At 72.3% G+C, this 22,879-nt stretch carries 23 protein-coding genes and 1 pseudogene; 6 read left to right on the top strand and 18 right to left on the bottom strand.

Annotated elements, in window-relative coordinates; all coding sequences use genetic code 11:
* Positions 1-45: 45 nt before the first annotated feature.
* The 7 genes from NGF19_RS03705 to NGF19_RS03675 all read right to left on the bottom strand — a co-directional run bounded on the left by NGF19_RS03705 (position 46) and on the right by NGF19_RS03675 (position 7,593).
* Entirely contained in the window at positions 46-1,098 is a 1,053-nt protein-coding gene (locus NGF19_RS03705) for a PDR/VanB family oxidoreductase (RefSeq protein ID WP_252422108.1), read from the bottom strand.
* Positions 1,098-1,976 (bottom strand): metal-dependent hydrolase, encoded by an 879-nt coding sequence (locus tag NGF19_RS03700; protein WP_252422107.1) that lies wholly within the window; start codon positions 1,974-1,976, stop codon positions 1,098-1,100. Before NGF19_RS03700 ends, NGF19_RS03705 begins: the two co-directional genes overlap by 1 nt.
* A gap of 183 nt (positions 1,977-2,159) precedes the next feature.
* A complete protein-coding gene (locus NGF19_RS03695; RefSeq protein ID WP_252422106.1) occupies positions 2,160-4,082 on the bottom strand; it encodes a hypothetical protein in 1,923 nt (640 codons plus the stop codon).
* 85 nt (positions 4,083-4,167) lie between these two features.
* Positions 4,168-4,680: a tetratricopeptide repeat protein gene (locus tag NGF19_RS03690; protein WP_252422105.1), complete on the bottom strand. Its 513-nt coding sequence runs from the start codon at positions 4,678-4,680 to the stop codon at positions 4,168-4,170.
* A 120-nt stretch (positions 4,681-4,800) separates the two neighbouring features.
* Entirely contained in the window at positions 4,801-5,808 is a 1,008-nt protein-coding gene (locus NGF19_RS03685) for an NAD-dependent epimerase/dehydratase family protein (RefSeq protein WP_252422104.1), read from the bottom strand.
* A 142-nt stretch (positions 5,809-5,950) separates the two neighbouring features.
* Positions 5,951-6,979, bottom strand: a complete 1,029-nt coding sequence (glnII, locus tag NGF19_RS03680; RefSeq protein WP_252422103.1) for a glutamine synthetase — start codon at positions 6,977-6,979, stop codon at positions 5,951-5,953.
* 143 nt (positions 6,980-7,122) lie between these two features.
* Positions 7,123-7,593 carry a MarR family transcriptional regulator gene (locus NGF19_RS03675; RefSeq protein ID WP_252422102.1) on the bottom strand — a complete coding sequence of 157 codons (471 nt, stop codon included), beginning with the start codon at positions 7,591-7,593 and terminating at the stop codon, positions 7,123-7,125.
* 77 nt (positions 7,594-7,670) lie between these two features.
* On the opposite strand from NGF19_RS03675, the gene NGF19_RS03670 reads away from it, so the two are divergent.
* Positions 7,671-8,537 (top strand): alpha/beta fold hydrolase, encoded by an 867-nt coding sequence (locus tag NGF19_RS03670; RefSeq protein WP_252422101.1) that lies wholly within the window; start codon positions 7,671-7,673, stop codon positions 8,535-8,537.
* Between the two features lie 49 nt (positions 8,538-8,586).
* Here NGF19_RS03670 and NGF19_RS03665 read toward each other — a convergent pair whose 3' ends face one another.
* Entirely contained in the window at positions 8,587-8,946 is a 360-nt protein-coding gene (locus tag NGF19_RS03665) for an arsenate reductase family protein (protein WP_252422100.1), read from the bottom strand.
* A 164-nt stretch (positions 8,947-9,110) separates the two neighbouring features.
* Here NGF19_RS03665 and NGF19_RS03660 point away from each other — a divergent pair, with 164 nt between their 5' ends.
* On the top strand, positions 9,111-9,422 hold the full coding sequence (locus NGF19_RS03660; protein WP_252422098.1) for a hypothetical protein: 312 nt from the start codon (positions 9,111-9,113) through the stop codon (positions 9,420-9,422).
* 78 nt (positions 9,423-9,500) lie between these two features.
* On the opposite strand, the gene NGF19_RS03655 is transcribed toward NGF19_RS03660, so the two are convergent.
* From NGF19_RS03655 to glnA, 4 genes are all read right to left on the bottom strand, one after another.
* The gene (locus tag NGF19_RS03655; protein WP_252422096.1) at positions 9,501-10,166 is read right to left on the bottom strand and encodes a DUF1269 domain-containing protein; all 666 of its coding nucleotides are present in this window, start codon (positions 10,164-10,166) and stop codon (positions 9,501-9,503) included.
* Positions 10,167-10,293: 127 nt separating this feature from the next.
* Positions 10,294-10,878, bottom strand: coding sequence for a PspA-associated protein PspAB (gene pspAB, locus NGF19_RS03650; protein WP_252422094.1), 585 nt, complete (start codon positions 10,876-10,878; stop codon positions 10,294-10,296).
* 6 nt (positions 10,879-10,884) lie between these two features.
* Complete coding sequence (gene htpX, locus NGF19_RS03645) at positions 10,885-11,808, bottom strand: zinc metalloprotease HtpX (protein WP_252422093.1); 924 nt, start codon at positions 11,806-11,808, stop codon at positions 10,885-10,887.
* A 210-nt stretch (positions 11,809-12,018) separates the two neighbouring features.
* Positions 12,019-13,428 carry a type I glutamate--ammonia ligase gene (gene glnA, locus NGF19_RS03640; protein ID WP_252422092.1) on the bottom strand — a complete coding sequence of 470 codons (1,410 nt, stop codon included), beginning with the start codon at positions 13,426-13,428 and terminating at the stop codon, positions 12,019-12,021.
* Positions 13,429-13,642: 214 nt separating this feature from the next.
* On the opposite strand from glnA, the gene NGF19_RS03635 reads away from it, so the two are divergent.
* A complete protein-coding gene (locus NGF19_RS03635) occupies positions 13,643-14,110 on the top strand; it encodes an RDD family protein (protein WP_252422091.1) in 468 nt (155 codons plus the stop codon).
* Positions 14,111-14,206: 96 nt separating this feature from the next.
* On the opposite strand, the gene NGF19_RS03630 is transcribed toward NGF19_RS03635, so the two are convergent.
* The 4 genes from NGF19_RS03630 to lipB all read right to left on the bottom strand — a co-directional run bounded on the left by NGF19_RS03630 (position 14,207) and on the right by lipB (position 17,343).
* Positions 14,207-14,908: a DUF4191 domain-containing protein gene (locus NGF19_RS03630; protein WP_252422090.1), complete on the bottom strand. Its 702-nt coding sequence runs from the start codon at positions 14,906-14,908 to the stop codon at positions 14,207-14,209.
* Between the two features lie 72 nt (positions 14,909-14,980).
* Positions 14,981-15,178 (bottom strand): SCO2195 family GlnR-regulated protein, encoded by a 198-nt coding sequence (locus NGF19_RS03625; RefSeq protein ID WP_252422089.1) that lies wholly within the window; start codon positions 15,176-15,178, stop codon positions 14,981-14,983.
* A gap of 270 nt (positions 15,179-15,448) precedes the next feature.
* Positions 15,449-16,402: a lipoyl synthase gene (gene lipA / locus NGF19_RS03620; protein ID WP_252422088.1), complete on the bottom strand. Its 954-nt coding sequence runs from the start codon at positions 16,400-16,402 to the stop codon at positions 15,449-15,451.
* A gap of 143 nt (positions 16,403-16,545) precedes the next feature.
* The gene (lipB, locus tag NGF19_RS03615) at positions 16,546-17,343 is read right to left on the bottom strand and encodes a lipoyl(octanoyl) transferase LipB (RefSeq protein WP_252422087.1); all 798 of its coding nucleotides are present in this window, start codon (positions 17,341-17,343) and stop codon (positions 16,546-16,548) included.
* A gap of 305 nt (positions 17,344-17,648) precedes the next feature.
* Here lipB and NGF19_RS03610 point away from each other — a divergent pair, with 305 nt between their 5' ends.
* Complete coding sequence (locus NGF19_RS03610; RefSeq protein WP_252422086.1) at positions 17,649-19,088, top strand: NsdA family TPR-like regulatory protein; 1,440 nt, start codon at positions 17,649-17,651, stop codon at positions 19,086-19,088.
* Positions 19,089-19,111: 23 nt separating this feature from the next.
* Here NGF19_RS03610 and NGF19_RS03605 read toward each other — a convergent pair whose 3' ends face one another.
* Positions 19,112-20,545, bottom strand: a complete 1,434-nt coding sequence (locus NGF19_RS03605; RefSeq protein ID WP_252422085.1) for an NAD(P)/FAD-dependent oxidoreductase — start codon at positions 20,543-20,545, stop codon at positions 19,112-19,114.
* A gap of 220 nt (positions 20,546-20,765) precedes the next feature.
* Here NGF19_RS03605 and NGF19_RS03600 point away from each other — a divergent pair, with 220 nt between their 5' ends.
* A complete protein-coding gene (locus NGF19_RS03600; RefSeq protein WP_252422084.1) occupies positions 20,766-21,278 on the top strand; it encodes a GNAT family N-acetyltransferase in 513 nt (170 codons plus the stop codon).
* 3 nt (positions 21,279-21,281) lie between these two features.
* Here the strand turns inward: NGF19_RS03600 and NGF19_RS03595 are convergent, their stop codons facing one another.
* Positions 21,282-22,466 (bottom strand): MarP family serine protease, encoded by a 1,185-nt coding sequence (locus tag NGF19_RS03595; protein ID WP_252422082.1) that lies wholly within the window; start codon positions 22,464-22,466, stop codon positions 21,282-21,284.
* Between NGF19_RS03595 and NGF19_RS03590 the strand changes: the two are divergent.
* A pseudogene (locus tag NGF19_RS03590) lies at positions 22,450-22,806 on the top strand (hypothetical protein); the annotation flags it as partial. The gene NGF19_RS03595 and the pseudogene NGF19_RS03590 overlap by 17 nt on opposite strands.
* Positions 22,807-22,879 lie beyond the last annotated feature (73 nt).

Genomic DNA, 22,879 nt, shown 5'->3' with positions numbered 1-22,879 from the left:
CCGAGCGGATCCGGCCTTCCCAGGACACTGATCGGCCACGGCGGTTCACAGGTCCAGGACGATGCGCTCCCCTTGCGCCCGCGACACACAGATCAGCATCGCGTCATCGCGCTCCGCGTCCGTGAGCAGTTCGTCCCGGTGGTCGATCTCCCCTTCCAGAACGCGCTGTCGGCAGGTCCCGCAGAAGCCCTGCTCGCAGGAGTACACCGTGCCCGGCAGCTCCGCGCGTACCGCCGCGAGCGTGGAGGAGCCGGCCGGTACGGTCACCGTGCGGCCGGTGCGCCGCAGTTCGACCTCGAAGGGACGGTCACCGCCGACCGCCGTGGCACGCGGCGCGAACCGTTCCCTGTGCAGGGTGGTGCCCTCGGGGACCCGCGCCTCGACCGCCTCCATCAGCCCCTCGGGGCCGCAGCAGTACACCGCCGCGCCCGCGGGCACCTCCGCGAACAGCGCGTCCAGATCCGGTCGTCCGTCCTCGTCCGTGGCGACGACCGTGACCCTGCCCCCTCCCCACTTCTCGATCTCGTCCAGGAACGGCATCGAGGCACGGCCGCGCCCGCAGTAGAGGAGCCGCCAGGGTGTGCCGGGCGGCAGCGCGCGCAGCATGGGCAGGACCGGAGTGATCCCGATGCCGCCGGCCACGAAGACATACGCGGGCGCCGCCACCAGCGGGAACCGGTTGCGCGGGCCGCGCACCTCGACCTCCGCCCCCTCGCGCAGCTCCTCGTGCACCTCGCGCGAGCCGCCGCGCCCGTCCGCGAGGAGCCGGGTCGCCACCGTGTACGACGAGGTGTCCGCGACGTCCCCGCACAGCGAGTACTGCCGTATCAGCCCCGAGGGCAGCACCAGGTCGAGATGCGCGCCCGGCTCCCAGCGCGGCACCTGCCGCCCCTCCAGGCGCAGGCGTACGACACCGTCGGCGACGATCTCGCGCCGGGCGACCCTGAGACGCAGCGCACGGGTGCGCGGCCGACCGGAGACCGGCTCCTCCAGGGCGGGCAGCGGCCACAGCGGCGAGGCCTGGACCCGGCGGCGCAGCGCCCGCCGTACCAGCAGCGCGCCGCCCGCGGCGACGGCGACGGTCCGCAGCCGAGGCATCACGCCGCTCCCTTCTCGGCGGCCGTCGCGGCGGGCGAGGCGGCGAGATAGGCGACGGCCTGCGCGGTGCAGCCCTCCTGCGAGGGATGGTAGGAGCGGCTGAGATAGCGGGGCACCGAGCGGGCGAGGGCACCGGTCGACGGCAACACGCCCTCCTGACCGCGTCGATGGAAGTCCCGGAAGGTGGCCCGGCCCGCGACGAGCGTCGGGTCGTGCTCCAGGAAGAACCGCGTCCCGCGCTGCCACAGGAACACCAGCGTGGAGAACGCGGTCGCCCAGGTACGCACCCGCCTCCGGTAGCCGCCGTCCAGGTGCATGAACAACTCATAGGCCACCGAACGGTGTTCGACCTCCTCGGCGCCGTGCCAGCGCAGCAGGTCCAGCATCGTGGGGTCGGCCCCGCGCCGGTCCAGCTCCTCGGCGTTGAGCACCCAGTCGCCGAGGAACGCGGTGTAGTGCTCTATCGCCGCTATGAGCGCGACCCGCTCCATCAGCCACCAGCGGCGGGCCTTGCCCGGCGGCAGCGTCCGGTCGCCGAGCAGCTTCTCGAAGAGCCAGTCGACCTGGGCGGTGTACGGGGTCGGGTCCAGGCCCAGCTCCCGCAGATGCGGCAGCACCTCGTCATGGGCCTGGGAGTGCACGGCCTCCTGGCCGATGAACCCGATGACGTCCTCGCGCAGCCGTTCGTCCCGTATCTCGGGCAGAACCTGCTTGTACACATGGACGAACCAGCGCTCACCGGCAGGCAGCAGCAGATGCAGCACATTGATGGTGTGCGAGGTGAACGGATCCTCCGGCACCCAGTGCAGGGGAGTGCCCTCCCATGAGAAGGACACCCTCCGCGCCTTGAGCACCACCCGGGCCTCGTTGTTAGACATGGCGTCAATGTACTGACGGGTAAGCCCATGGAGAACCCCTGTGCGTGCCGAATTTCCGACACCACCGCCACCGTGAAGAACGCCACCCCCACCGTGAAGAACGCCACCCCCACCGTGAAGAACGCCACCCCCACCGTGAAGAACGCCACCGCCGCCGCGAGGGCCGTCGCGGTCACCGTGACCTCAGCGCAACCCGCCGACCGTCTTCCCGTTCGTCAGGGTTCCCGTCAACTCGGCCCGCGCGCCCGGCTCGGCCCGTACCGTCAGCAGCCTGCCGCGCGTCGAGCCGTTCACCCCGCCACTGGCCCGGATCGAGGCGGTGTCCTCACTGCCCGCGGCGAGCAGATACCAGTTCCCCACCGCCGACTTCCACAGCACGCCCGCCAGCGCCTGCGGATCCTTCGCGCCGCACGCGGGCACGTCCTCGGCCTGCGCGGTCACCGCTCCCTGCGGCGCGCCCGGCGGAAGGAACTGCGCGAGCACCCTCGGCCTGCCGCCCCGCCAGGTGTCCGCCCGCGTGCACACCCACGACGCGGGGACCGTGCCGCCCGGCAGCGTCTGCCGCGCGAACTCCCATGCGTTCACGGTCCGTACGCCCTGCCCCCGCGCCGTCGCGAGCGAGCACGCGTACGGCGACCAGGTCTGCAGCGCCTGCGCCCCGGACGCCTCCCGCGGCGCGCCCGGCCGCCCCACGGTCAGATGCGCGGGGGTCAGCTCGCCCAGGTCGGTCAGCAGCCGGGTGCCCGAACTGTCCGTCAGTTGAAGGACGTTCCACGCGTCGCAGGCACCGGTCTGCTGCGCCGGGCTCGCCAAGGGCGAGGTCACGCCGTCGGACGGACCCAGATCCATCGTCCCGGACACGGGCTTGCGCAGGTCCCGCTCGGCCGCCTTGGTCACCCAAGGCGCCGTCAGATAGCGGACGTTGGCGGCGGCGCGGGTCAGGACCACCGCCTCCGCCTCGGCGCCGCCCGCCCCGTCGACCCGGGCGAGGTCGAGCGCGGCGGGGCCCTCGCCGTTCTTCGGCTCGGCGTAGCGCACCACCCGCAGGCCGTCGTAGAAGAGCACGATCCGCGCGCCGTCGACCTCGCCCGCGTACAGCAGTTGCGGCGGTCCGGCCGGGCCGCCCGAGGGCGTGCCGGGCGTCGCCGAGAACCGGACGGAGCCGCCCGGCCGCGCCCATACGGCGAGCGCGCGGCGCAGCAGCCCGCTGTCACCGGTCAGCGTGCCGCGCGCGGGCCATACGGAGAAGTCGGTGCGGGCCGCCGTCTTCCACGCGGCGGGCGCCACCTTGGTCACCTGCGCCGGGTCCAGGGCGGCCTGGGCGGCCGGGTTCTGCGCGTACAAGGGGGCCGCCGCGCCGTCGGGACCCCAGCCGTCGCCCGGCAGTACGAGCAGGGCGCCGGACACCGCGACGGCCGCCGCCGCGGCGAGCGCGGCCTTCGTGTGCTGCCGTCGCCGCATCAGATCGGTGGGCCGGGCGCGCAGCGCGCACGCGTCGAACTCGGGGGAGCCGAGCAGCGCGTCGTACGCCGGTACGCCCGCGGCCTCGCGGACGGCCGCCACCGGGTCCGCGACACCCGCCGCCGTCAGCACCTTGCGGACGCCGTCCTCGGGGAGCCGCTCCAGGCCCCGCAGTACATAGGCGGCGCGGGCCGGGCCGGACAGCTCGGACAACTGCTGGTCCAGGGCGAGTTCACCGGCCCCGCCCGAGCGGGGCACCAGCCGCAGGCCCCACACGCGGGGGAGCAGCGGCGGCAGGGAGAACCGCTTCGACCGGCGGGCACCCGTACCCGGCCGGTCCGCCCGCAGCGCCGCGCGTACCACCTGGAGGCGGACGAAGGAATACCCCGGGTCGCCGTCACGGGCCTCCCCGCCCCCGCTCTGCGCGGGGATCACGGGCGCGGAGGCGCGCCCGCGCGGCAGCGCCCGCTGGGTGAGCGCGTGCGCGGTCAGGACCCGGCGGTCGCGGCCGAGCCCCGAGGGGAGCATCAGATAGGCGAGCCGGACGAGCCGTGGGTAGTGCTCGACGAGCGCGGCCTCGGCCTGCTTGACGTTGACGAGACGGGAGCGTGAAGGGGGGCGCGGGGCGACATGCTGTGGCTGCACGTTCAGCAGAACGAGCGAGGGCGGCGTTGGTCACCGGGACCGCGCGTGCAGCGGGCCGCGCGCCCCCTCCGAGCCGGGGGAGGCGTCAGTCCTCGGGTTCGACCAGCAGGCGCGCGTAGTTCGCCATCGACCGCTGGTAGCGCGGCAGATGAGGGGCGAGCGCACCGAGGACGAGCGACAGCCCCTCGCGGTCCCGGCCCAGGCTCGACAGACACAGGGCCAGACAGCCGCGTACGGCGTCGTCCAACTCGTCCGAGGACGCGTCGAGTTCGGGGGTGAGCAGCTCCACGCCCTCTTCCGCCCGGCCGATGTTCCGCAGCGAGCTGGACAGTTGGATCTTCGCGCGGCGCCCCCGGTAGCCGTCGAGACCGCGCGCGAGCGCCTCCCGGTACAGCGGGACCGCCCGGTCCGAGTGGCCCGTGGAGTCCCAGGCGCAGGCCCGCTCGAAGGGGCCGACCGGGCTGTCCTCGGGCAGTTCGGCGGCGAGTGCGCCGATCACCGCCCGGAACTCGGCCGCGCCCGACTCCGATTCGTCGTCCGAGGCCTCGAAGGCCGCCCAGGCGGCGGCCGTACGTTCCTCCCAGTCCCGACCGTTCATGGCTCCTCCTTCGCCGTGGATCTCCGACGGGGCTCACCTTCGCACAGGAGTGCCCGTCGGGGCGCGGGAATTCGGTCGGTCCCGGCGGGGCGCCGGACGCCGCCCCGTCGGGACCGGTGGTCACAGACCGAGGACCTTCGCCTCCACCGCGGGGTCGACGCCCGGCGCGGTCCGGTCGGCCCGCTGCCGCAGCGGTGCCTCGCCGCCCAGACTCCGCAGCCACGCCCAGGTGTCGCGCACGGTCTCGCCCACCGGACGGCAGCTCAGCCCGTCCCGGACCGCGCGGGAGACGTCGATGCTGTGCAGGGCCGCCTCCTCCTCGCTGCCCGGCGGCACCCACACCGGCATCTGCGTCCACGGCTCGATCCCGGCGTCGAGGATCGCCTCCGGCGCCGTCCACCGCAGCTCCGCGTCGCTGCCGGTGGCCTCGACGCACGCCTCCAGCAGCGCGCCCATCGTGGTGTGCCCGCGCGGCGCGACCATGTTGTACGGCCCGCTCAGCCCCTTCTCCACCGCCCCGAGCATCCACTCGGAGAGGTCGCGGGCGTCGACGTACTGGAGGGGCAGCTCGCGCGGCCCCGGCGCGAGGACCGGGCCACCGCGCGCGATCCGGTTCAGCCACCACGGCAGCCGCCCGATGTTCTCGTACGGCCCGAGGATCAGCCCGCACCGTACGAGCACCGAGCGGTCCGCGCCGAAGGCGTCCAGCACGGCCAGCTCGCCGCCCCGCTTGTCCCGGGGGTAGTCGGTGTGCTCCGCGTCCGCCGCCCCCTCCACGAGGCGCGCGCTCTCGTCGTAACCGGGCTCGGGCGCCCACTCGTACACCGAGCAGGTCGACACGTACACATACCGTCCCACGCGCCCGGCCAGCAGCCGCGCCGCGTCCCGGACGGCCCGCGGCCCCTGCGACCAGGTGTCGACGACGGCGTCCCACTCCTGCCCGGCCGCGGCCTCCGCGAGCGCCGCGAGACCGTCGGGCGCCGTACGGTCGCCCAGCAACGACCGTACGCCGGACGGCACTTCATGACGACCGCGATGGAAGACGGTCACCTCCCAGCCGCGACCGAGCGCCGCCTCCACCAAGGCCCGCCCCACGAACTCCGTACCACCCAGCACCAGAAGTCTCATACCGGCCACTCTGGCCCTCGATGAGCCCGGTACGGAAGGAGGTTCTGCCGACAGAGAAGTCGGGAACGGCGGCGGCGACCCGAGACAGCGCGAAGGGCACCCACCACAACGGTGAGCGCCCTTCGCGTGCGGCAGGGGAGGATCAGACCTGGCCGGCCTTCTCCAGCGCGGTGCAGCACGTGTCGGTGAGCAGACGCGTGACCACGTACGGGTCGACGTTGGCGTTCGGACGGCGGTCCTCGATGTAGCCCTTGCGGTCCCGCTCGACCTGCCACGGGATACGGACCGAGGCACCGCGGTTGCCGGCGCCGTAGGAGTACTCGTCCCACGGGGCGGTCTCGTGCAGACCCGTCAGACGGTCGTCGATGCCCGCGCCGTAGTTCTTGACGTGGTCCATCGGCTTGGAGCCCGCACCGAGCGACTCGCACGCGGTGATGATCGCGTCGTAGCCCTCGCGCATCGCCTTGGTGGAGAAGTTGGTGTGCGCGCCCGCGCCGTTCCAGTCGCCCTTGACCGGCTTCGGGTCGAGGGTCGCGGAGACCTTGAAGTCCTCGGCGGTGCGGTACAGCAGCCAGCGGGCGACCCAGAGCTGGTCCGAGACCTCCAGTGGGGACAGCGGACCGACCTGGAACTCCCACTGGCCCGGCATGACCTCGGCGTTGATGCCGGAGATGCCGAGGCCCGCCTTCAGGCAGTTGTCCAGGTGCGCCTCGACGACGTCACGGCCGAAGATCTCGTCGGCGCCGACACCGCAGTAGTAGCCGCCCTGCGGGGCCGGGAAGCCCCCCTCGGGGAAGCCGAGCGGGCGCATGCCGTCGAAGAAGGTGTACTCCTGCTCGATACCGAAGATCGGCTCCTGCGCGGCGAACCGCTCGGCGACCTCGGCCAGTTCGGCACGGGTGTTGGAGGCGTGCGGCGTCATGTCCGTGTTGAGGACCTCGCACAGCACCAGGATGTCGTCGCCACCGCGGATCGGGTCGGGACAGGTGAAGACCGGCCGGAGCACACAGTCCGAGTAGTGGCCCTCGGCCTGGTTCGTGGAGGAACCGTCGAAGCCCCACAGCGGCAACCGCGCACCCTGGGCGTCGCCCGCCAGGATCTTCGTCTTGGAACGAAGCTTGGCCGTCGGTTCGGTGCCGTCGATCCAGATGTACTCGGCCTTGAAGGTCACAGGTCTCAATCCTTCGGGTGGGGTGCTGCCCGCAGCCTGCCAACCGGCGATTTCCCGACCATTGCCCGAATGTGAACCCCGTGTTACACGGGGCCGGTGTGCCCGGAATCACAAGGTGAACCGAAAGGTGCCGCCGGGCGCGCTCATGGCCGCTGTCCCGCCGAGTCCGTCACTGCCTCGCGCACCCCGGTCAGGAACCCCCGCACCGCCGCCAGTTCCCGCTCGTCGTACCCCTTGAGCAGGTCCACCGTCCGCCCGGTCAGCGGTCCGAAGAACTCCTGCCCCAGTTCCACGGCTCGCGGGTCGACCTCCACGAGCACCCGCCGCCGATCGCGCTCGTCCCGTACGCGCCGTACGTGCCCGAGCCGTTCGAGGCGGTCGATCAGGGCCGTGGTGCCGGCGGAGTTGAGACCGAGGAGTGCGCCGAGGCGCCCCACGGGTATGTCCTCCCCGCCACGGGACGCGTCCATGAGGGCGATCAGAGCGCGGACGTCCGTCGGGTGCATGCCGTTGCGATGCGCGAACCGGGCGCTGTGCAGGGCGAGTTCGACGGTCACCGCCCGCAGGAGATGAACGGTCTCCAGCTCCGGCCCCGGTACTGCCTGCTCTGCCATGTCCATCACCGCATCCGTTCGGGGTTCCTGGTATACCTCGCTGGACAAGTATCTCGCTAAGCGAGAGAGTGGGGCTCATGGAGCCCTGTGCGTACGAGGCGCACCACCCGGCCGAGTTCATCGCGGCGTACGACGAGGTGCTGGCGAAGTGGCCTGCGGACACCGCGTCGAACACCGTGCCCACCCCCTTCGGCGCCACCTGCGTGACCAGTTGCGGCCCGCTGGACGGCCCGCCGCTCGTCCTCCTGCCAGGCGGTGACGCGCCCGCGGTGTCCTGGTACGCCAACGCGGCCGACCTCTCCCGCACCCACCGGGTACACGCCGTCGACCTGCCCGGCCGGCCCGGCCGCAGCGTCGCGGACCCCCGCCGCCCCCTGCGGACCGTCGCCGACCTGACGTCCTGGCTCGACACGGTTCTCGACGGACTGGGGCTCGGCACGACCGCGCTGGCCGGGCACTCCTACGGCGGCTGGATCGCCCTCCACCACGCCCTGCACGCGCCCGCCCGCATCACCCGGCTCGCCCTGCTCGACCCGACCCGGTGCTTCGCCGGATACCGGCCCGGATACCTCCTGCACGCCCTGCCCATGCTGCTGCGCCCCACCGCGCGCCGGGTCCGAGCCTTCCTGGAGTGGGAGGCGGGCGGTGTGCCCTCGGGCGCGGACCGGCTGTGCCTCCAGGAGGCGAGCGCGGGATTCCCGACGACGCGGCCGGCCGGCGGGCCGCGCCCCAGCGCCGCCGCGCTGCGCTCGCTGTCCACACCGGTCCTGCTGCTCGTGGCCGCGCGGGGCAAGGCCCACGACGGCCGTCAAGTGCTCGCCCGCGCCGAGGAGTTGCTGCCCCGCGTGGAGACCGCGGTCCTGCCCGACGTCTCCCACCACGCACTCCCGTACACCGCCCCCGCGGCCACGAACCGCCACCTGGTGGCGTTCCTGAGCGACTGAGCGACTGAGCGACTGAGCGACTGAGCGACTGGGCCTTTGGGCGTCTGGGCTACCGGGACAGGGCGTCCCGTACCGCCTCCTCCGACCGTGCCACGACCGCCGTACCGTCGTCCGCGGTGATGATCGGCCGCTGGATCAGCCGGGGGTGCTCGGCGAGCGCCCGCACCCAGCGGTCGCGGGTCGCGGCGTCGCGCGCCCACTCCTTCATGCCGAGGTCCTTGGCGGCGTCCTCCTGGGTGCGGGTGATGTCCCACGGTTCGAGGCCGAGCCGGTCGAGCACGGCGCGGAGTTCGTCCTCGCTCGGTACGTCCTCCAGATAGCGGCGCACGGTGTAGTCGGCACCCTCGGCGTCGAGCAGTGTGAGCGCGCCGCGGCACTTCGAACAGGCCGGGTTGATCCAGATCTCCATGGCCCCACACGGTAGCCGAAGCCTCGTCGTCCGCCCCCGTCCCACGCTGCTCAACTCCCCTCTGGCCAGCGGCTTTTGTCAGTGGTCGGCAGTAAACTGGAAGCAGTGTTCGAGGGAGTTGCCGGGGTGTCCGCCGGCTCCCTGACCGCGACAGGAGGATGCCTGTGCCCGCTGCCGCAACCCAGCCGAAACCGACCCAGTCCACCGCCCGGCGACCGGTCCCGCTGGACCTGCCGTACGCGCCGGTGGCCAACAAGCGCCCGCTCCCGCCGGGACGGCCGCGCGACTGGTACATCACGCACAACCGGCGCCTGAAGGCGATGCGTCTCGCCATCGCCCTGCTCGACTCCGGGGTGTACGTGGCGAACCAGGCGCACAACGACACGATCCGGAGCACGGCGGAGCTGATCGGGGTCCATCCGCCGTCGGACACGACCTGCCACATGGTGCGGGCGCTGATCCGCTACAGCCGCTGAGAGGCCGCTGAGCGCTACGACGCCGGGCGCCCCCCGTGATCAGGGGCGCCCGGCGTCGGGCATGGCTCAAGGGGCGGCTCAGGAGGCGGGCGCGCCGCCTCCGGTCTGGGGAGGCCCAGGGGTCTGCGGAGTCTGAGGGGACTCAGGGGTCCGTGGGGACTCAGGGGTCCGCGGGGACTCAGGGGTCCGTGGGGACTCAGGGGTCCGCGGGGACTCGGGGGCCGGCCCAGGCGCAGGGGCCGACGCCGTCCGCGCCGCCGCCGTCGCCGTGAACGCCTCGCGCAGCGCCTCCTCGTCCGCCGTGCTGAGCGACGTCTGTACGAGATGGCCGCCGTACTCGGCGATCCGCGGGAACACCTTGTCATGGGCGGCCGTCTTGAACAGGGCGAAGAGCGCGGCGGCGCCCGGTCGCAGGTTGTGGCTCAGCTCGCGCATGAAGTTGTCGTTGATCCCCGTGTCGGTGAGCGCACCGCCCGCCGCACCGGCCGCCGCGCCCACCGCGGCCCCCAGCAGCGGCTGGAGGAACAGCAGCCCGATCACCCCGCCCCACAGGGCGCCGCCCGCCGCGCCGATGGCCGGGTTGCTGGTCGCCTGGTGCAGCTTGATCCTGCCGTCCTCGCGCCGCTCGACGACCACCGCGTCCTCGAGGTCGACGAGATGCTCCCGGGACAGCTCGAACAGCTTCTCGCGCACCTGGTTCGCCGTGGCGAGGTCGTTGTAGGCGACGACGACGAGATTGCTCATCCCGGACCCCTTGCCTGCGGTGCCGCGGCCGTGCTCGCACGCCGCCACGGCGTTCGTACCCTTTCGTCCGACTCTAGGCCCCGGCAACAGCAGCCGCACGTGGGGTGGTGGCCGGGTGCGCGAGGGTTCAGAGGCCGGGCGCGCCCCAGATCGGGAACCAGCGGCTGAGGTCCTGCTCGATCCGCAGATCGTCGCCGAGCGCGGCCTTGATCTGGAGCTCCAGCGGGTTGTCACGTCGTTCGCGCCGCCCGGGGACCGGCGCGAACGGGTACCAGGTCCCGCGCTTGTACAGATACACCAGGCCGAGGCGCCGCCCGCCCGGGTCCACGAAGCCGGCCACCGAGCACAGCAACTGCGGTCCGAAGCCGTTGATCTCCATCGCGCTGTTCACCGCGTGCAGATCGTTGACCAGGGCGGACAGTTGGTCGGGAGTGCGCTGCGAGATCAGCCAGGAGTAGCCGTAGTCGTCCCGCCGCAGTTCGACGGGCGGCCCCTCACGGTCGCTGTCCGCGTCCAGGAGCGCCTGGACCTCGCGGTGGGTCTGGGCGAAGGCACCGCCCTCGACCGTGGCGAAGCAGACCGCGCCGTGGCCCGTCGGCGTGAATCCGACGGCGGCCTCCAGCGTGATCGCCGCCGAGGGCAGGGCGAAGAGCTGGTCGAGGTCGGGCGCAGTCGGCTTCGTCCGGCCGAGCAGGATGTCCAGGAACCCCATCGCTCCTCAGCCCGCCTTCCCCGGCCGCGCCGCCGCGCCCAGCTCGGCGGTGATGGTGGCGAGCTGCTCCAGGCGCTGCTCCAGCGTCGGATGCGTGGAGAAGAGACGGGACAGGCCCGGCTCGGCGCCGAAGGCGGGGGTGAAGTAGAAGGCGTTGAACGCCTGTGCCGTGCGCAGATCCTCCGACGGGATACGGGCGATGTCCCCGGTGAGCTTCGTCAGCGCGGACGCCAGGGCCGAGGGGCGCCCGGTGAGATGGGCGGCGGCGCGGTCGGCGGCCAGCTCGCGGTACCGGGACAGGGCCCGGATCAGCAGGAAGCTGAGCGCGTAGACGGCCGCCGAGACGACCATCACGGCGGCCAGGACGGCGACGGTGTTCTGGTCTCTGCGCCCCCGCCCGCCGAAGAGCTGCGAGTAGAACGCGAACCGTACGAGCAGCCCGGCGATCACTCCGAGGAACGATGCCACGGTGATCACGGCGACGTCCTTGTGCGCCACGTGCGACAGCTCGTGCGCCAGCACGCCTTCCATCTCGTCGGGTTCGAGCCGACGCATCAGCCCCCGGGTCACGCACACCACGGCGTGATCGGGGTTGCGCCCGGTCGCGAACGCGTTCGGCATGTCCATCTCGGAGACGGCGACGAGCGGTTTGGGCATGTCGGCGACGGCACAGAGCCGGTCGACCACGCCGTGCAACTGGGGCGCCTCCTCCCGTTCCACGACCCGCCCGTGCATGGCGTACAGCGCGATGCGGTCCGAGAACCAGTACTGGGCGCCGAGCATCGCCGCCGCGATCACGACGACCAGGACCCAGGACCTCAGCAACGCGATCAACGCGGCGACGAACGCCACGTACAACAGGCCGAGCAGGAACAGCGTGACCGACATCCGTACGGTCAGACGCCGATCGCTCTGGAAGCGACTCCGCATCGTGCATCACCCCGCAACTACCCCGGGTCCGGACCCGACGGTCCGGGCGCGCGTCTCGACTCCATTGTGCGCCCGGCGCCACCCACGAACCGGTCGGGAACGGCTCCACGGCGGGCAAAGCTTCGTAAGGGAACTCCCGTGAACGACGGAGCCCCGTCGCCACCCGGAGGTGGGGACGGGGCTCGTACGGGACGTACGGAGCTGGTCGGATCACACGTCGAAGTACAGCTCGAACTCGTGCGGGTGCGGGCGGAGTTGGAGGGGTGCGATCTCGTTGGCGCGCTTGTAGTCGATCCACGTCTCGATCAGGTCGGGCGTGAACACATCGCCCTGGAGCAGGAACTCGTGGTCGGTCTCCAGCCGGTCGAGCACGGCGTCGAGCGAGGTCGGGACCTGCGGGACGCCCGCGTGCTCCTCGGGGGCCAGTTCGTAGAGGTCCTTGTCGATCGGCTCGGCGGGCTCGATCTTGTTCCTGATGCCGTCGAGCCCGGCCAGCAGCAGCGCCGAGAACGCCAGATACGGGTTGCCGGAGGCGTCAGGGGCGCGGAACTCCACGCGCTTGGCCTTCGGGTTGGAGCCCGTGATCGGGATACGCATCGCGGCGGAGCGGTTGCGCTGCGAGTACACCAGGTTCACCGGGGCCTCGAAGCCCGGCACCAGCCGGTGGTAGGAGTTCACCGTCGGGTTGGTGAAGGCCAGCAGTGACGGAGCGTGCTTGAGGATGCCGCCGATGTAGTAGCGGGCCATGTCCGACAGCCCCGCGTAACCGGCCTCGTCGTAGAACAGCGGGTCGCCGTTGCTCCACAGCGACTGGTGCACATGCATGCCCGAGCCGTTGTCGCCGAAGATCGGCTTCGGCATGAACGTCGCCGTCTTGCCGTTGCGCCAGGCGACGTTCTTCACAAGGTACTTGAAGAGCTGGAGGTCGTCGGCGGCGGCGAGCAGCGTGTTGAACTTGTAGTTGATCTCGGCCTGCCCGGCGGTGCCCACCTCGTGGTGCTGGCGCTCGACCTTCAGGCCCGCCCGGTCCAGCTCCAGGGAGATCTCGGCGCGCAGGTCGGCGAAGTGGTCGACCGGCGGGACCGGGAAGTAGCCGCCCTTGTAGCGGACCTTGTACCCGCGGTTGTCCTCCAGCGCCCCGGTGTTCCAGGCACCGGCCTCCGAGTCGATGTGGTAGAAGGACTCGTTCTCGGCGGTCTTGAAGCGGACGCTGTCGAACACGTAGAACTCGGCCTCGGGGCCGAAGTACGCGGTGTCGGCGATCCCGGTGGAGGCGAGATAGGCCTCCGCCTTCCTCGCCACGTTGCGCGGGTCACGGGAGTACTGCTCGCCCGTGATCGGGTCGTGGATGAAGAAGTTGATGTTCAGGGTCTTGTCGCGACGGAAGGGGTCGACCCGGGAGGTCGACAGGTCCGCACGCAGCGCCATGTCGGACTCGTGGATGGCCTGGAAGCCACGGATCGAGGAGCCGTCGAAGGCGAGCTCTTCGTCCGGGTCGAACGCCTCCACCGGCACCGTGAAGTGCTGCATCACTCCCGGCAGGTCGCAGAAGCGGACATCGATGAACTTGACGTCCTCGTCCGCGATGAACTTCTTGGCCTCGTCGGCGTTCTGGAACATCCGGCTCCTCCTACTCCCGGCCCTGACCGGCCGGGTCGGTAGACAGTTCGTGCGGCAGTGTTCGTACGGCAGAAGCGAGTGGCACACGCTGGGGCCGACGATAGGGAGGGGTGATTTCTCCAGCGTGACCCGATTGTTTCTCTCAGGTTAACCAGCCTCTTCCCTCACGACCCGCGTGTACGGCCCCCGAATCGGGCGCATGTACCGTGGACGGGTGGACAACAGGCAAGCACTCGGATCGTGGCTCTCCGGCCCCCGCGCGGCCATGGAAGAGGCCGGGGCCGACTTCGGATACCGGGGCGAGCAGCTCGGTCTGCCGGAGGAGGGGCCGGGCTCGATCGCCCGCCCCGGCCGCCGGATCGGCGCCCTCGCCGTGGACTGGGGCCTGTGCCTCCTGATCGCGTACGGCCTGATCGCCGACAGCTACCACGACGCGGCCCAGGTCTGGGCGCCCCTGACCCTCCTCGTCCTGATGGTGCTCACCGTCGGGTCCCTCGGGTTCACGCCGGGCAAGCGGCTGTTCGGCCTGCGGGTGGTCACGCTGAGCACCGGCCGCGTCAACCCGCTGCGCGCCCTGCTGCGGACGGTCCTGCTGTTCCTCGCGGTGCCCGCGCTGGTCTGGGACCGCGACGGCAGGGGGCTGCACGACCGGCTGGCGGGCACGGTCGAGGTCAGGATCTGACGCCGCGCCCCCAGCGCCTGCGCATACGCCGATGGGCCGTCCTGGATCTGAGGTTCCAGGACGGCCCATCGGCGTACGCATCGGAGTCGGTCGGGTCTAGCGGCCCTTCGGCCCGCCTCGCGGCATCCGCATCCCCTTGGGCAGCGGGCCCTTCGGCAGCGGCATGTTGGTCAGCAGGTCACCCATGGCGCGCAGCCGGTCGTTGGTCGCGGTCACCTGCGGGCCGGTCAGCACCCGGGGGTACTTCAGCATCGTCGTACGGAGCTTCTTCAGCGAGGTCTGGCCCTCGCCCGTGCCGACGATCACGTCGTGCACCGGCACGTCCGCGACGATGCGCGCCATCTTCTTCTTCTCGGCGGCCAGCAGGCTCTTGACCCGGTTCGGGTTGCCCTCGGCGACCAGCACGATGCCGGCCTTGCCGACGGCGCGGTGCACCACGTCCTGGCTGCGGTTCATGGCGACCGCGGGGGTCGTCGTCCAGCCGCGGCCGATGTTGTCCAGGACCGCCGCGGCGGCACCCGGCTGACCCTCCATCTGCCCGAAGGCGGCACGCTCGGCCCGGCGTCCGAAGACGATCGCCGTCGCGAGGAAGGCGAGCAGGAGGCCCAGGATGCCGAGATAGATGGGGTGACCGATCAAGAAGCCGATCGCGAGGAAGACACCGAGGGTGACGATTCCGACCGCCGCGAGTACAAGACCGATCTTGGGGTCGGCCTTGCGGGTCATCTTGTAGGTCAGGGCGATCTGCTTCAGTCGCCCCGCTTCAGCAGCGTCCGCTGCAGTTTCCTTCCTCGCCATGTCACGAAGTCTACGTGGCCCGGGAACCGTCTTCGACGGCAGTGCCGGATCTTCGCAGGAAGGGAGCGGCGGTCACGCATGCGGTGCGGCGGCGTCGAGAACGCGCTGTGCCTCGACGCGGTCCTTGGCGCGGCGGCGGTCCTCCAGGACGGAGGTCCAGGCGTTCTGCCGGGCGGTCCGCTGGCCGCCTCCCAGCAGCAGCGACTCGATGGCACGGAGTGCACCCGCGAAGGACGGGATCGCGGTGGCTCGAATGGGCGCGGCCTGCATGACGGGGGTCCCCCCTCGGATCGGCGGCTGTGGGCCGGAACGGCGCGTACGACCAGGCTCACGGTTCGGTGTTACCAGGGCGTGACCGACCGGTCAAACGCTGATGAAGCCTTGATACGGGGGACGAAACGCCTGACGCGGCCTTGACGGGGTCCCTCGACCGGGGGGACCGTCAGGGCCGCGTCGACTGGCTACTACTCGGTGGTAATCACTTGTGAGCCGATTCACAGACCATTCACGTGGCACGGAGTGCCAGTCTTCGGCGGGGCGTCAGACGGCGCTCGACTCGCGCTGCTCCATGGCCATCCGGTACAGGCGCCCGGCGCGGTACGAGGAGCGCACCAGCGGGCCGGACATGACGCCCGAGAAGCCGATCCGCTCGGCTTCCTCCTGCAGCTCCACGAACTCCTGCGGCTTGACCCAGCGCTCCACGGGGTGGTGGCGGACGCTCGGGCGCAGGTACTGCGTGATCGTGATCAGCTCGCAGCCCGCCTCGTGGAGCTGGCGCAGCGCCTCCACGACCTCCTCGCGGGTCTCGCCCATGCCGAGGATCAGGTTCGACTTGGTCACGAGGCCGTAGTCACGGGCCGCCGTGATGACCTTCAGCGAGCGCTCGTAGCGGAAGCCGGGGCGGATGCGCTTGAAGATCCGCGGGACGGTCTCGACGTTGTGCGCGAAGACCTCGGGCCGGGAGGCGAAGACCTCTTCGAGCTGCTCGGGGATCGCGTTGAAGTCGGGGGCGAGGAGTTCGACCTTGGTGTGGCCGCCCTCGCGTCCGGCGGTCTGCTGATGGATCTGCCGGACCGTCTCGGCGTACAGCCAGGCTCCGCCGTCCGCCAGGTCGTCCCGGGCGACACCCGTGATCGTGGCGTAGTTCAGGTCCATGGTGACCACGGACTCGCCCACGCGGCGCGGCTCGTCACGGTCGAGCGCCTCGGGCTTGCCGGTGTCGATCTGGCAGAAGTCGCAGCGGCGGGTGCACTGGTCGCCGCCGATGAGGAAGGTGGCCTCGCGGTCCTCCCAGCACTCGTAGATGTTCGGGCAGCCGGCTTCCTGGCACACCGTGTGCAGCCCCTCGCCCTTCACGAGGTTCTGCATCTTCGTGTACTCGGGACCCATCTTCGCCCGGGTCTTGATCCACTCGGGCTTGCGCTCGATGGGGGTCTGGCTGTTGCGGACCTCCAGGCGCAGCAACTTGCGTCCGTCGGGTGCGACTGCGGACACGTCGGCTCCCTGTAGCTTTCGATTCGTCGGCGTACCTCAGGGTACGCCCTGGGCAATTCTCGGCCCGGCGTGTGAGCAACCTTCGAAGGCGGGGGTGTATTCCCCGCCTTCCGTCCGCTCACGGCCAGGGTGCGGCGGCGTCGTTACGCGGATGCCTGCTCGGTCTCCCGCGGCTTCGGCTCGGCGCTCTCCATCACGTCCCGCAGATGCCGTTCCGCCACCGGGACCACTTCGGCGATCGTCACGTCGCGCCCCAGCTCGCTCGCCAGGGACGTGACGCCCGCGTCCCGGATCCCGCAGGGGATGATCCGGTCGAACCAGGTGGTGTCGGGGTTCACGTTCAGCGCGAAGCCGTGCATCGTGACGCCCTTGGCGACCCGGATGCCGATCTGGGCGAGCTTGCGGTCCTCGCGGCGCTGACCGGCGTTGGAGGGGGCGTACTCGGGGCCGTTCAGCCGCGGGTCGAACTCCTCGTCCGTCAGGCGCGGGTCGAAGTCCAGGGAGAGGCCGCCGAGGGCGGGACGCCGCTCCACCGGGTCCCCGAGCACCCATACGCCGCTGCGGCCCTCCACGCGCGTCGTCTCCAGGCCGAACTCCGCGCACGTGCGGATCAGGGCCTCCTCGATACGGCGGACATGGGCGACGACGTCGACCGGGCGCGGGAGCTTCTGGATGGGGTAGCCGACGAGCTGACCCGGGCCGTGCCAGGTGATCTTGCCGCCGCGGTCCACGTCGATGACCGGGGTGCCGTCCAGGGGGCGCTCGTCGTCCGCGGTGCGCCGGCCGGCCGTGTAGACCGGGGGGTGCTCCAGGAGCAGGCAGGTGTCGGGGATCTCGTCGGCGAAGCGGGCGGCGTGCACCCGGCGCTGTTCGTCCCAGGCCCGCTGGTACTCGACGGCCTCCGCCCCGAACCCCATGCGGACGAATCGGAACTCACCCACGGCACGTGCCTCCCTAGACGTTCGTAAGGCGCGAAAGGCGCCCACGCCACTGTACGTCCCGCCGGGGCGGCGGAATTCCGGCCGCCCTGCCTCGTCTCCGTCAGCCGGACAGCTAATCCTCACACGATCGGATGAATAGGCCTGGAAGGCTGCAATCGGTTGCTCACTCTCCGCTACATTCACGCCGTCCACGAGGCCATCAGGGCTGTTCACAGGCGATCCGGGTAGCGAGGCCGCGTCGGGGAGGCACCTGCCCCTCCCCGAGGCCGCCGCCGAGGCCCGAAAGGCAGGAGACCGCACCGCAGATGACGGAACGACCCGCGCAGCGCCCCCCCAACCGCCAGCTCGCCGCGCTCATCGCAGAAGCGGGGTTCTCCAACGCAGGTCTCGCCCGTCGCGTCGACCAGCTCGGCCTCGAACACGGGCTCGACCTCAGATACGACAAGACGTCCGTGACCCGGTGGCTGCGCGGGCAGCAGCCGCGCGGCACCACGCCCGCGCTCATCGCCGAGGTCTTCACCCGGCGGCTCGGACGCAGGCTCACCGCGCAGGACCTCGGGCTCGACGCCTGCGCCCCGGTCTACGCGGGCCTGGAGTTCGCGGCCACCCCCGAAGAGGCCGTCGACATCGTCAGCGGGCTGTGGCGCAAGGACTCCGGCAGCCATGCCGAACTGCGCAAGATCGCCTTCACCGCGGCCGGGCTCGTCGTGCCCAGCCGGGACTGGCTGATCGGCCGCGCCGACGAAAGCGTGGCCCGCAGCGAGGCGACGGCTCCCCGCCTCCCCGCGCAGGGCCGCCCCCTGGTGCCCCGCCAGCGCAGCCAGTCCGAGCGCGGCCCCGGCCAGAAGGTGACCGGCGGCGACATCGCCGCCCTGCGCTCGGTCGCCGAGCTCTTCCGCGCCCTCGATCACGCCTACGGCGGCGGCCATGCCCGCCAGGCCCTCGTGCGCTATCTGGAGCACGAGGCCGAGCCGATGCTGCGCGGCACGTACGGCGAGCAGACGGGCCGCCGCCTGTTCGCGGCGACGGCCGATCTGACCCGGCTCGCGGGCTGGACCTCGTACGACATCGCGGCCCACGGCCTCGCCCAGCGCTACTTCGTCCAGGCGCTGCGGCTCGCGCAGGCCGCCGGGGACCGGACGTACGGCGCGTATGTGCTGGTCACCATGAGCCGCCAGGCCGTCTACCTCGGCCATGGGCGGGAAGCCGTGCAACTGGCGCGCGTGGCACAGCAGGGCACGGGCACCTCGGCGCCGCCCGTCGTCCAGGCGCTCCAGCACGCCGTCGAGGCGCGCGGCCACGGCGTGCTCGGCGAGGTCCGCTCCTGCACGGCCTCGCTCGTGCGCGCCGAGCGGGCCCTGGAGTCCGCCCGGCCCGGCGACGACGTCCCGCACTGGGCGAAGTTCTTCGACGAGGCGCAGCTCGCCGACGAGTTCGCCCACTGCCACCGCGACCTGCAGCAGTACCGGGCCGCGGTCCAGCACGCCGAGCGCTCGCTCCGGCTGCGCGCCCCCGGCTACGCCCGCAGCAGGCTGTTCTGCCGGGTCGTCCTCGCCTCGGCCCGGCTCGGCCTCGGCGAGCTGGACCAGGCCTGCCAGCTCGCGGCCGAGGCCGCCGGGCAGGCCGCGGAGATGCGGTCGGTACGGGCGGTGGAGTACGTACGGGACTTCGAGCGCCGCCTGGAGCCGTACAAGGACGCGGCGCCCGTCCGCGGATACCGCGATCGGGTCGCCGCGTTGCAGTAGGCCCTGTCCGAACTCTCGCGCCCTCAGGCGGCCGTGGGCAGCGGGTCCACCGCGTGGAGGGGGCCCGCGCCCAGGTCCGTCAGAACGGCCGACGCCGCCCGGCGCCCGGAGCGCAGCGCGCCCTCGACCGTGCCCGTGTCACGGTGGTCCCCGCACACGTACAGCCCGGCCAGCAGGCGCACCGGACGGCGCAGATCGTAGGGCGGGCGCATCGCCGGGACGGCCCGCTCGGTGCGGTGCACGGCGAGCGTCTCCCAGCGCGCGGTCGAGGTGCCGTACAGCCGCGCCAGATGGGCCCGTACGACCTCGTCCACGTCGTCCGGGGGCGTCCCGAGCACCGTGGAGGAGACCAGCGCGCGGCCCGCCGGAGCGCGGGAGGGGTCCACCTCGCTGGCGACCGCCGTGTGCGCCACCGGGCCGCCGCGCTCCGCGTCCAGCAGCAGGGACGCGCCGATCGGCGGCGGCTCGTCCATGGTGTGGTGGACGACCGTGACGGGATGGAAGTCCGGTACGCGCAGACCGGGCAGCAGCTCGGCGGCGGCGCGCGCGTCCGTGGCCACCAGCACGGCACGGCAGCGCAGTTCACCGTGGTCGGCGGTGGTCACCGAGGTCGTGGAGACGGCGGTCGCGCGGACCCCGGTGCGCACCGTGCCCGGCGGCAGCGCCCGCGCCAGCAGTTCCGGTACGACCTCCGCGCCGCCCTCCGGCACGCACAGCCGGCCGCTCGCGAAGGTGTGCAGCGCGAGGTCGGCGCAGCGGCTGGACGTGGTCAGCTCCGGGTCGCTCAACAGGGCGGCCAGCAGCGGGCGCAGGAACCCGTCGACGGTCCGCGCGGAGATCCCGCGCAGCGGAAGCGCGCGGTGCGCCGTCGACTCCGGCCGGGCCAGCAGCCGTTCCACGGGTGTGGCGGCGATCCGCGCGAGCGCCGCGCCGAGGCGGGCCTGGTCCATGGCGCCGCCGAGCGGGACACCGGGCCGTGGCACCCCGGCCCTCGCGCGGGCGGTGCGTGGCCCGGCCGTACGGCCCCCTGGCGGCCTTACGGCGGGCGTCCCACCGTCCGTTCCCAGCGCGGAAGTTGCGCGGGGGGCGCTTGCGAGGGCGCGTACGGCGCTGAGTGCGCTCCGTGCGCTCCCCGCGCCCCCTCCCGCGGGGGCGGCCCCCGCACGACGGTGGCGCCCCTCGCTGTGCACCAGGACTCCGGGGGCGAAGGGACGCAGCACCAGTGCGTCCAGCCCCGGGGTCAGGCGCAGTTCGGGATACGACGTGAACAGGAACTGCCCGATCCGATCGAGCCGGAAGCCGTCGACCTTCTCGGTCGACATGCGCCCGCCCGCGCAGGAAGCCGCCTCCACCACCGTGGTCGACACTCCTGCGCTGATGAGCTGGTGGGCCGCCGTGAGACCGGCGATCCCGGCCCCCACGATGACGACGTCCGCCTGGTACACGGGCTCTAGCACGTGCCCCTCCTTCGAGGTTGTGCGGCCGGTGGGGACGTCATGCCCCCAACAGGCTTCTGCAATACCCGAGTCGGGGTCGAGCGTAGGTCCGGCGCCGCGCCGGACACGTCGCGCACGGACAGGGGCACGGTCGCACGGCGGTCGCATGCGCCCGGCCGTGCCACCGGGGTGCCGGTAATCCCCGGGCGGGTCTTCGGGCACCTGCCCTACAGTGCCGCCCATGCATGCTCCGCACATACGGCACGCCGCCCTCGACGACGAGGAGGCGCTCAGCCGACTCGACCGCGCCACCTGGTCCCCGCTGCACGCCGTCCTGCCGCGCCCCGAGCCGCCCTACCCGCCCTTCTTCGACGGGCGGCACGCGCCCCGGGACTACCTCGTCGCCGAACTCGACGGCGCCGTCGTCGGCTACATCACGCTGGCGTTCCCGACCTCGCTGGCGTGCAACGCCCATGTCCGCCAGATCCAGGGGCTCGCGGTCGCCGAGGAGGCGCGCGGAGCCGGGGTCGGACGGGCGCTGCTGCGGGCCGCCCAGGACGAGGCCCGCAGGCTGGGCGCGCGGCGCCTCACCCTGCGCGTCCTCGCGCACAACACCCCGGCCCGGAGGCTCTACGAGTCGGAGGGCTTCGCGGTCGAGGGCGTCCTGCCCGAGGAGTTCCTGCTCGACGGCGAGTACGTCGACGACGTCCTGATGGGCCGCTCCCTGTGTGACGCGACGAGCCCGCGGCGGTGACGCTCAGGACGTGATGAGTTCGCCCGTGTCCACCGGGGCCGTGGCGGTCGCCGCGCGCCGCGCGTCCGCGCGGATCTCGTCCGCCGTCAGCACGTACCCCGTCTCCTCGTCGGAGGTGGAGCGGGCGAACACCATCCCGTAGACCCTGCCGTCCGTGGTCAGCAGCGGGCCGCCGGAGTTGCCGGGCAGGACGGTCGAGCGGATCGAGTAGATCTCGCGGGTGACGGTCCCGGTGTTGTAGATGTTCTGGCCCGTGGCGCGGATCCGGTTCGCGACCGTGGCGGCCCGCAGCGTCAGGCCGCCGTCCTGCGGATAGCCCGCGACCACCGCCGCGGAGCCGCGCGACGCGCCGTCGTAGAAGCGCAGGGCGGGCGCCCGCAGCTCGGGCACGTACAGCACGGCGACGTCCCGGCCCGGGTCGAAGAGCACCACCCGGGCCGGGTACGCGGGACCGACACCGCCCACGCGTACGGACGGGTGAGCGATGCCCGCGACCACATGGGCGTTGGTCATCACCCGCTGCGGCGCGTACACGAAGCCGCTTCCCTCGCGGCCCTCCGTGCCCACGGCGCCCTCGATCTTGACCGTGCTGAGCCGGGCCGCGTTCTCCGCGCTCGCCGTGACGCTGTCCCCGGAGGGCTTGGCCGCCGCGGTCGCCGGTTCGTTCTCGAACGGATTGAAGACCTGCGGGAAGCCCGCCTGGGTGAGCGCGGACGTGGCGCGCGAGAACCAGGTCGGGGTGGTGTCCGGCATCGCGTGCTGCACCGTGCCCAGCAGCCGGGACTCCCGGATCGACTGGGTGAGCAGCGGCGAGGAGGAGGCGCCCAGCACGCTCGCGGCCACCCAGGCGACGATCAGCACGGCCACCGTGTTCGCCGCGGCCCCGCCGATGCCGTCGGGCACGCGCAGCGGCCCGCGGTCCAGCTCACGGCGCAGTCTGAACGCGAGGCGGCCGGCCAGCGCGTGGCCCACGACCGCCGGAACCAGCACGGTGAACACGGCGGTCACCGTCGCCGTCGTCGTCCCCCGCGTCACCAGGTTCATCACCCACGGCAGGATCCACACACCGACGACGGCACCCCCCACGAAGCCGGCCAGCGAGACACAGCCGGCCACCAGCCCGCGCCGGTAGCCGGACGCCGCGTAGGCCAGGATCACCAGCAGCAGCAGGATGTCGAGCAGGTTCACGAAGCCACCTTTCTCGGACCTCGAGGGAGAGACGTGCCGTACCCGGACGATGGTTCCACCAGGTGGCACAACGCACATCGCGGGCGCGGCGAAAGGACCGGACAGTGGGCCCATGCGTGTCATCCGACGAAGGCGCCGGGCACGGAAGAGACGTCCGGTACGGATTCCCGGAGCCGTTCCGCTGACGTTCGGCTGTCTGCCTGGACTTGCCGTCGTCCTCGCGCCGGTGCCCCGCATCGTGCCGCGCGAGATCTGGGCGCGGGACAGCGGGCGCACCCGGCCGCCGCCGCGCTACGACGACCGGGTCATCGCGGTCTTCGTGCACCACACGGACTCGCCGGGCCGTTGCTGGAGACGAGCCGGACGCGGGAGCGCGGGTCGACGCCCGTGAGGCCTGGTGCCGTGGCAGGCAA

The sequence above is a fragment of the Streptomyces macrolidinus genome, from assembly GCF_023887685.1.
Taxonomy (GTDB): domain Bacteria; phylum Actinomycetota; class Actinomycetes; order Streptomycetales; family Streptomycetaceae; genus Streptomyces; species Streptomyces macrolidinus.
Note: the sequence above shows the minus strand (reverse complement) of the source record. Positions and strands in the feature narration are given on the sequence as shown.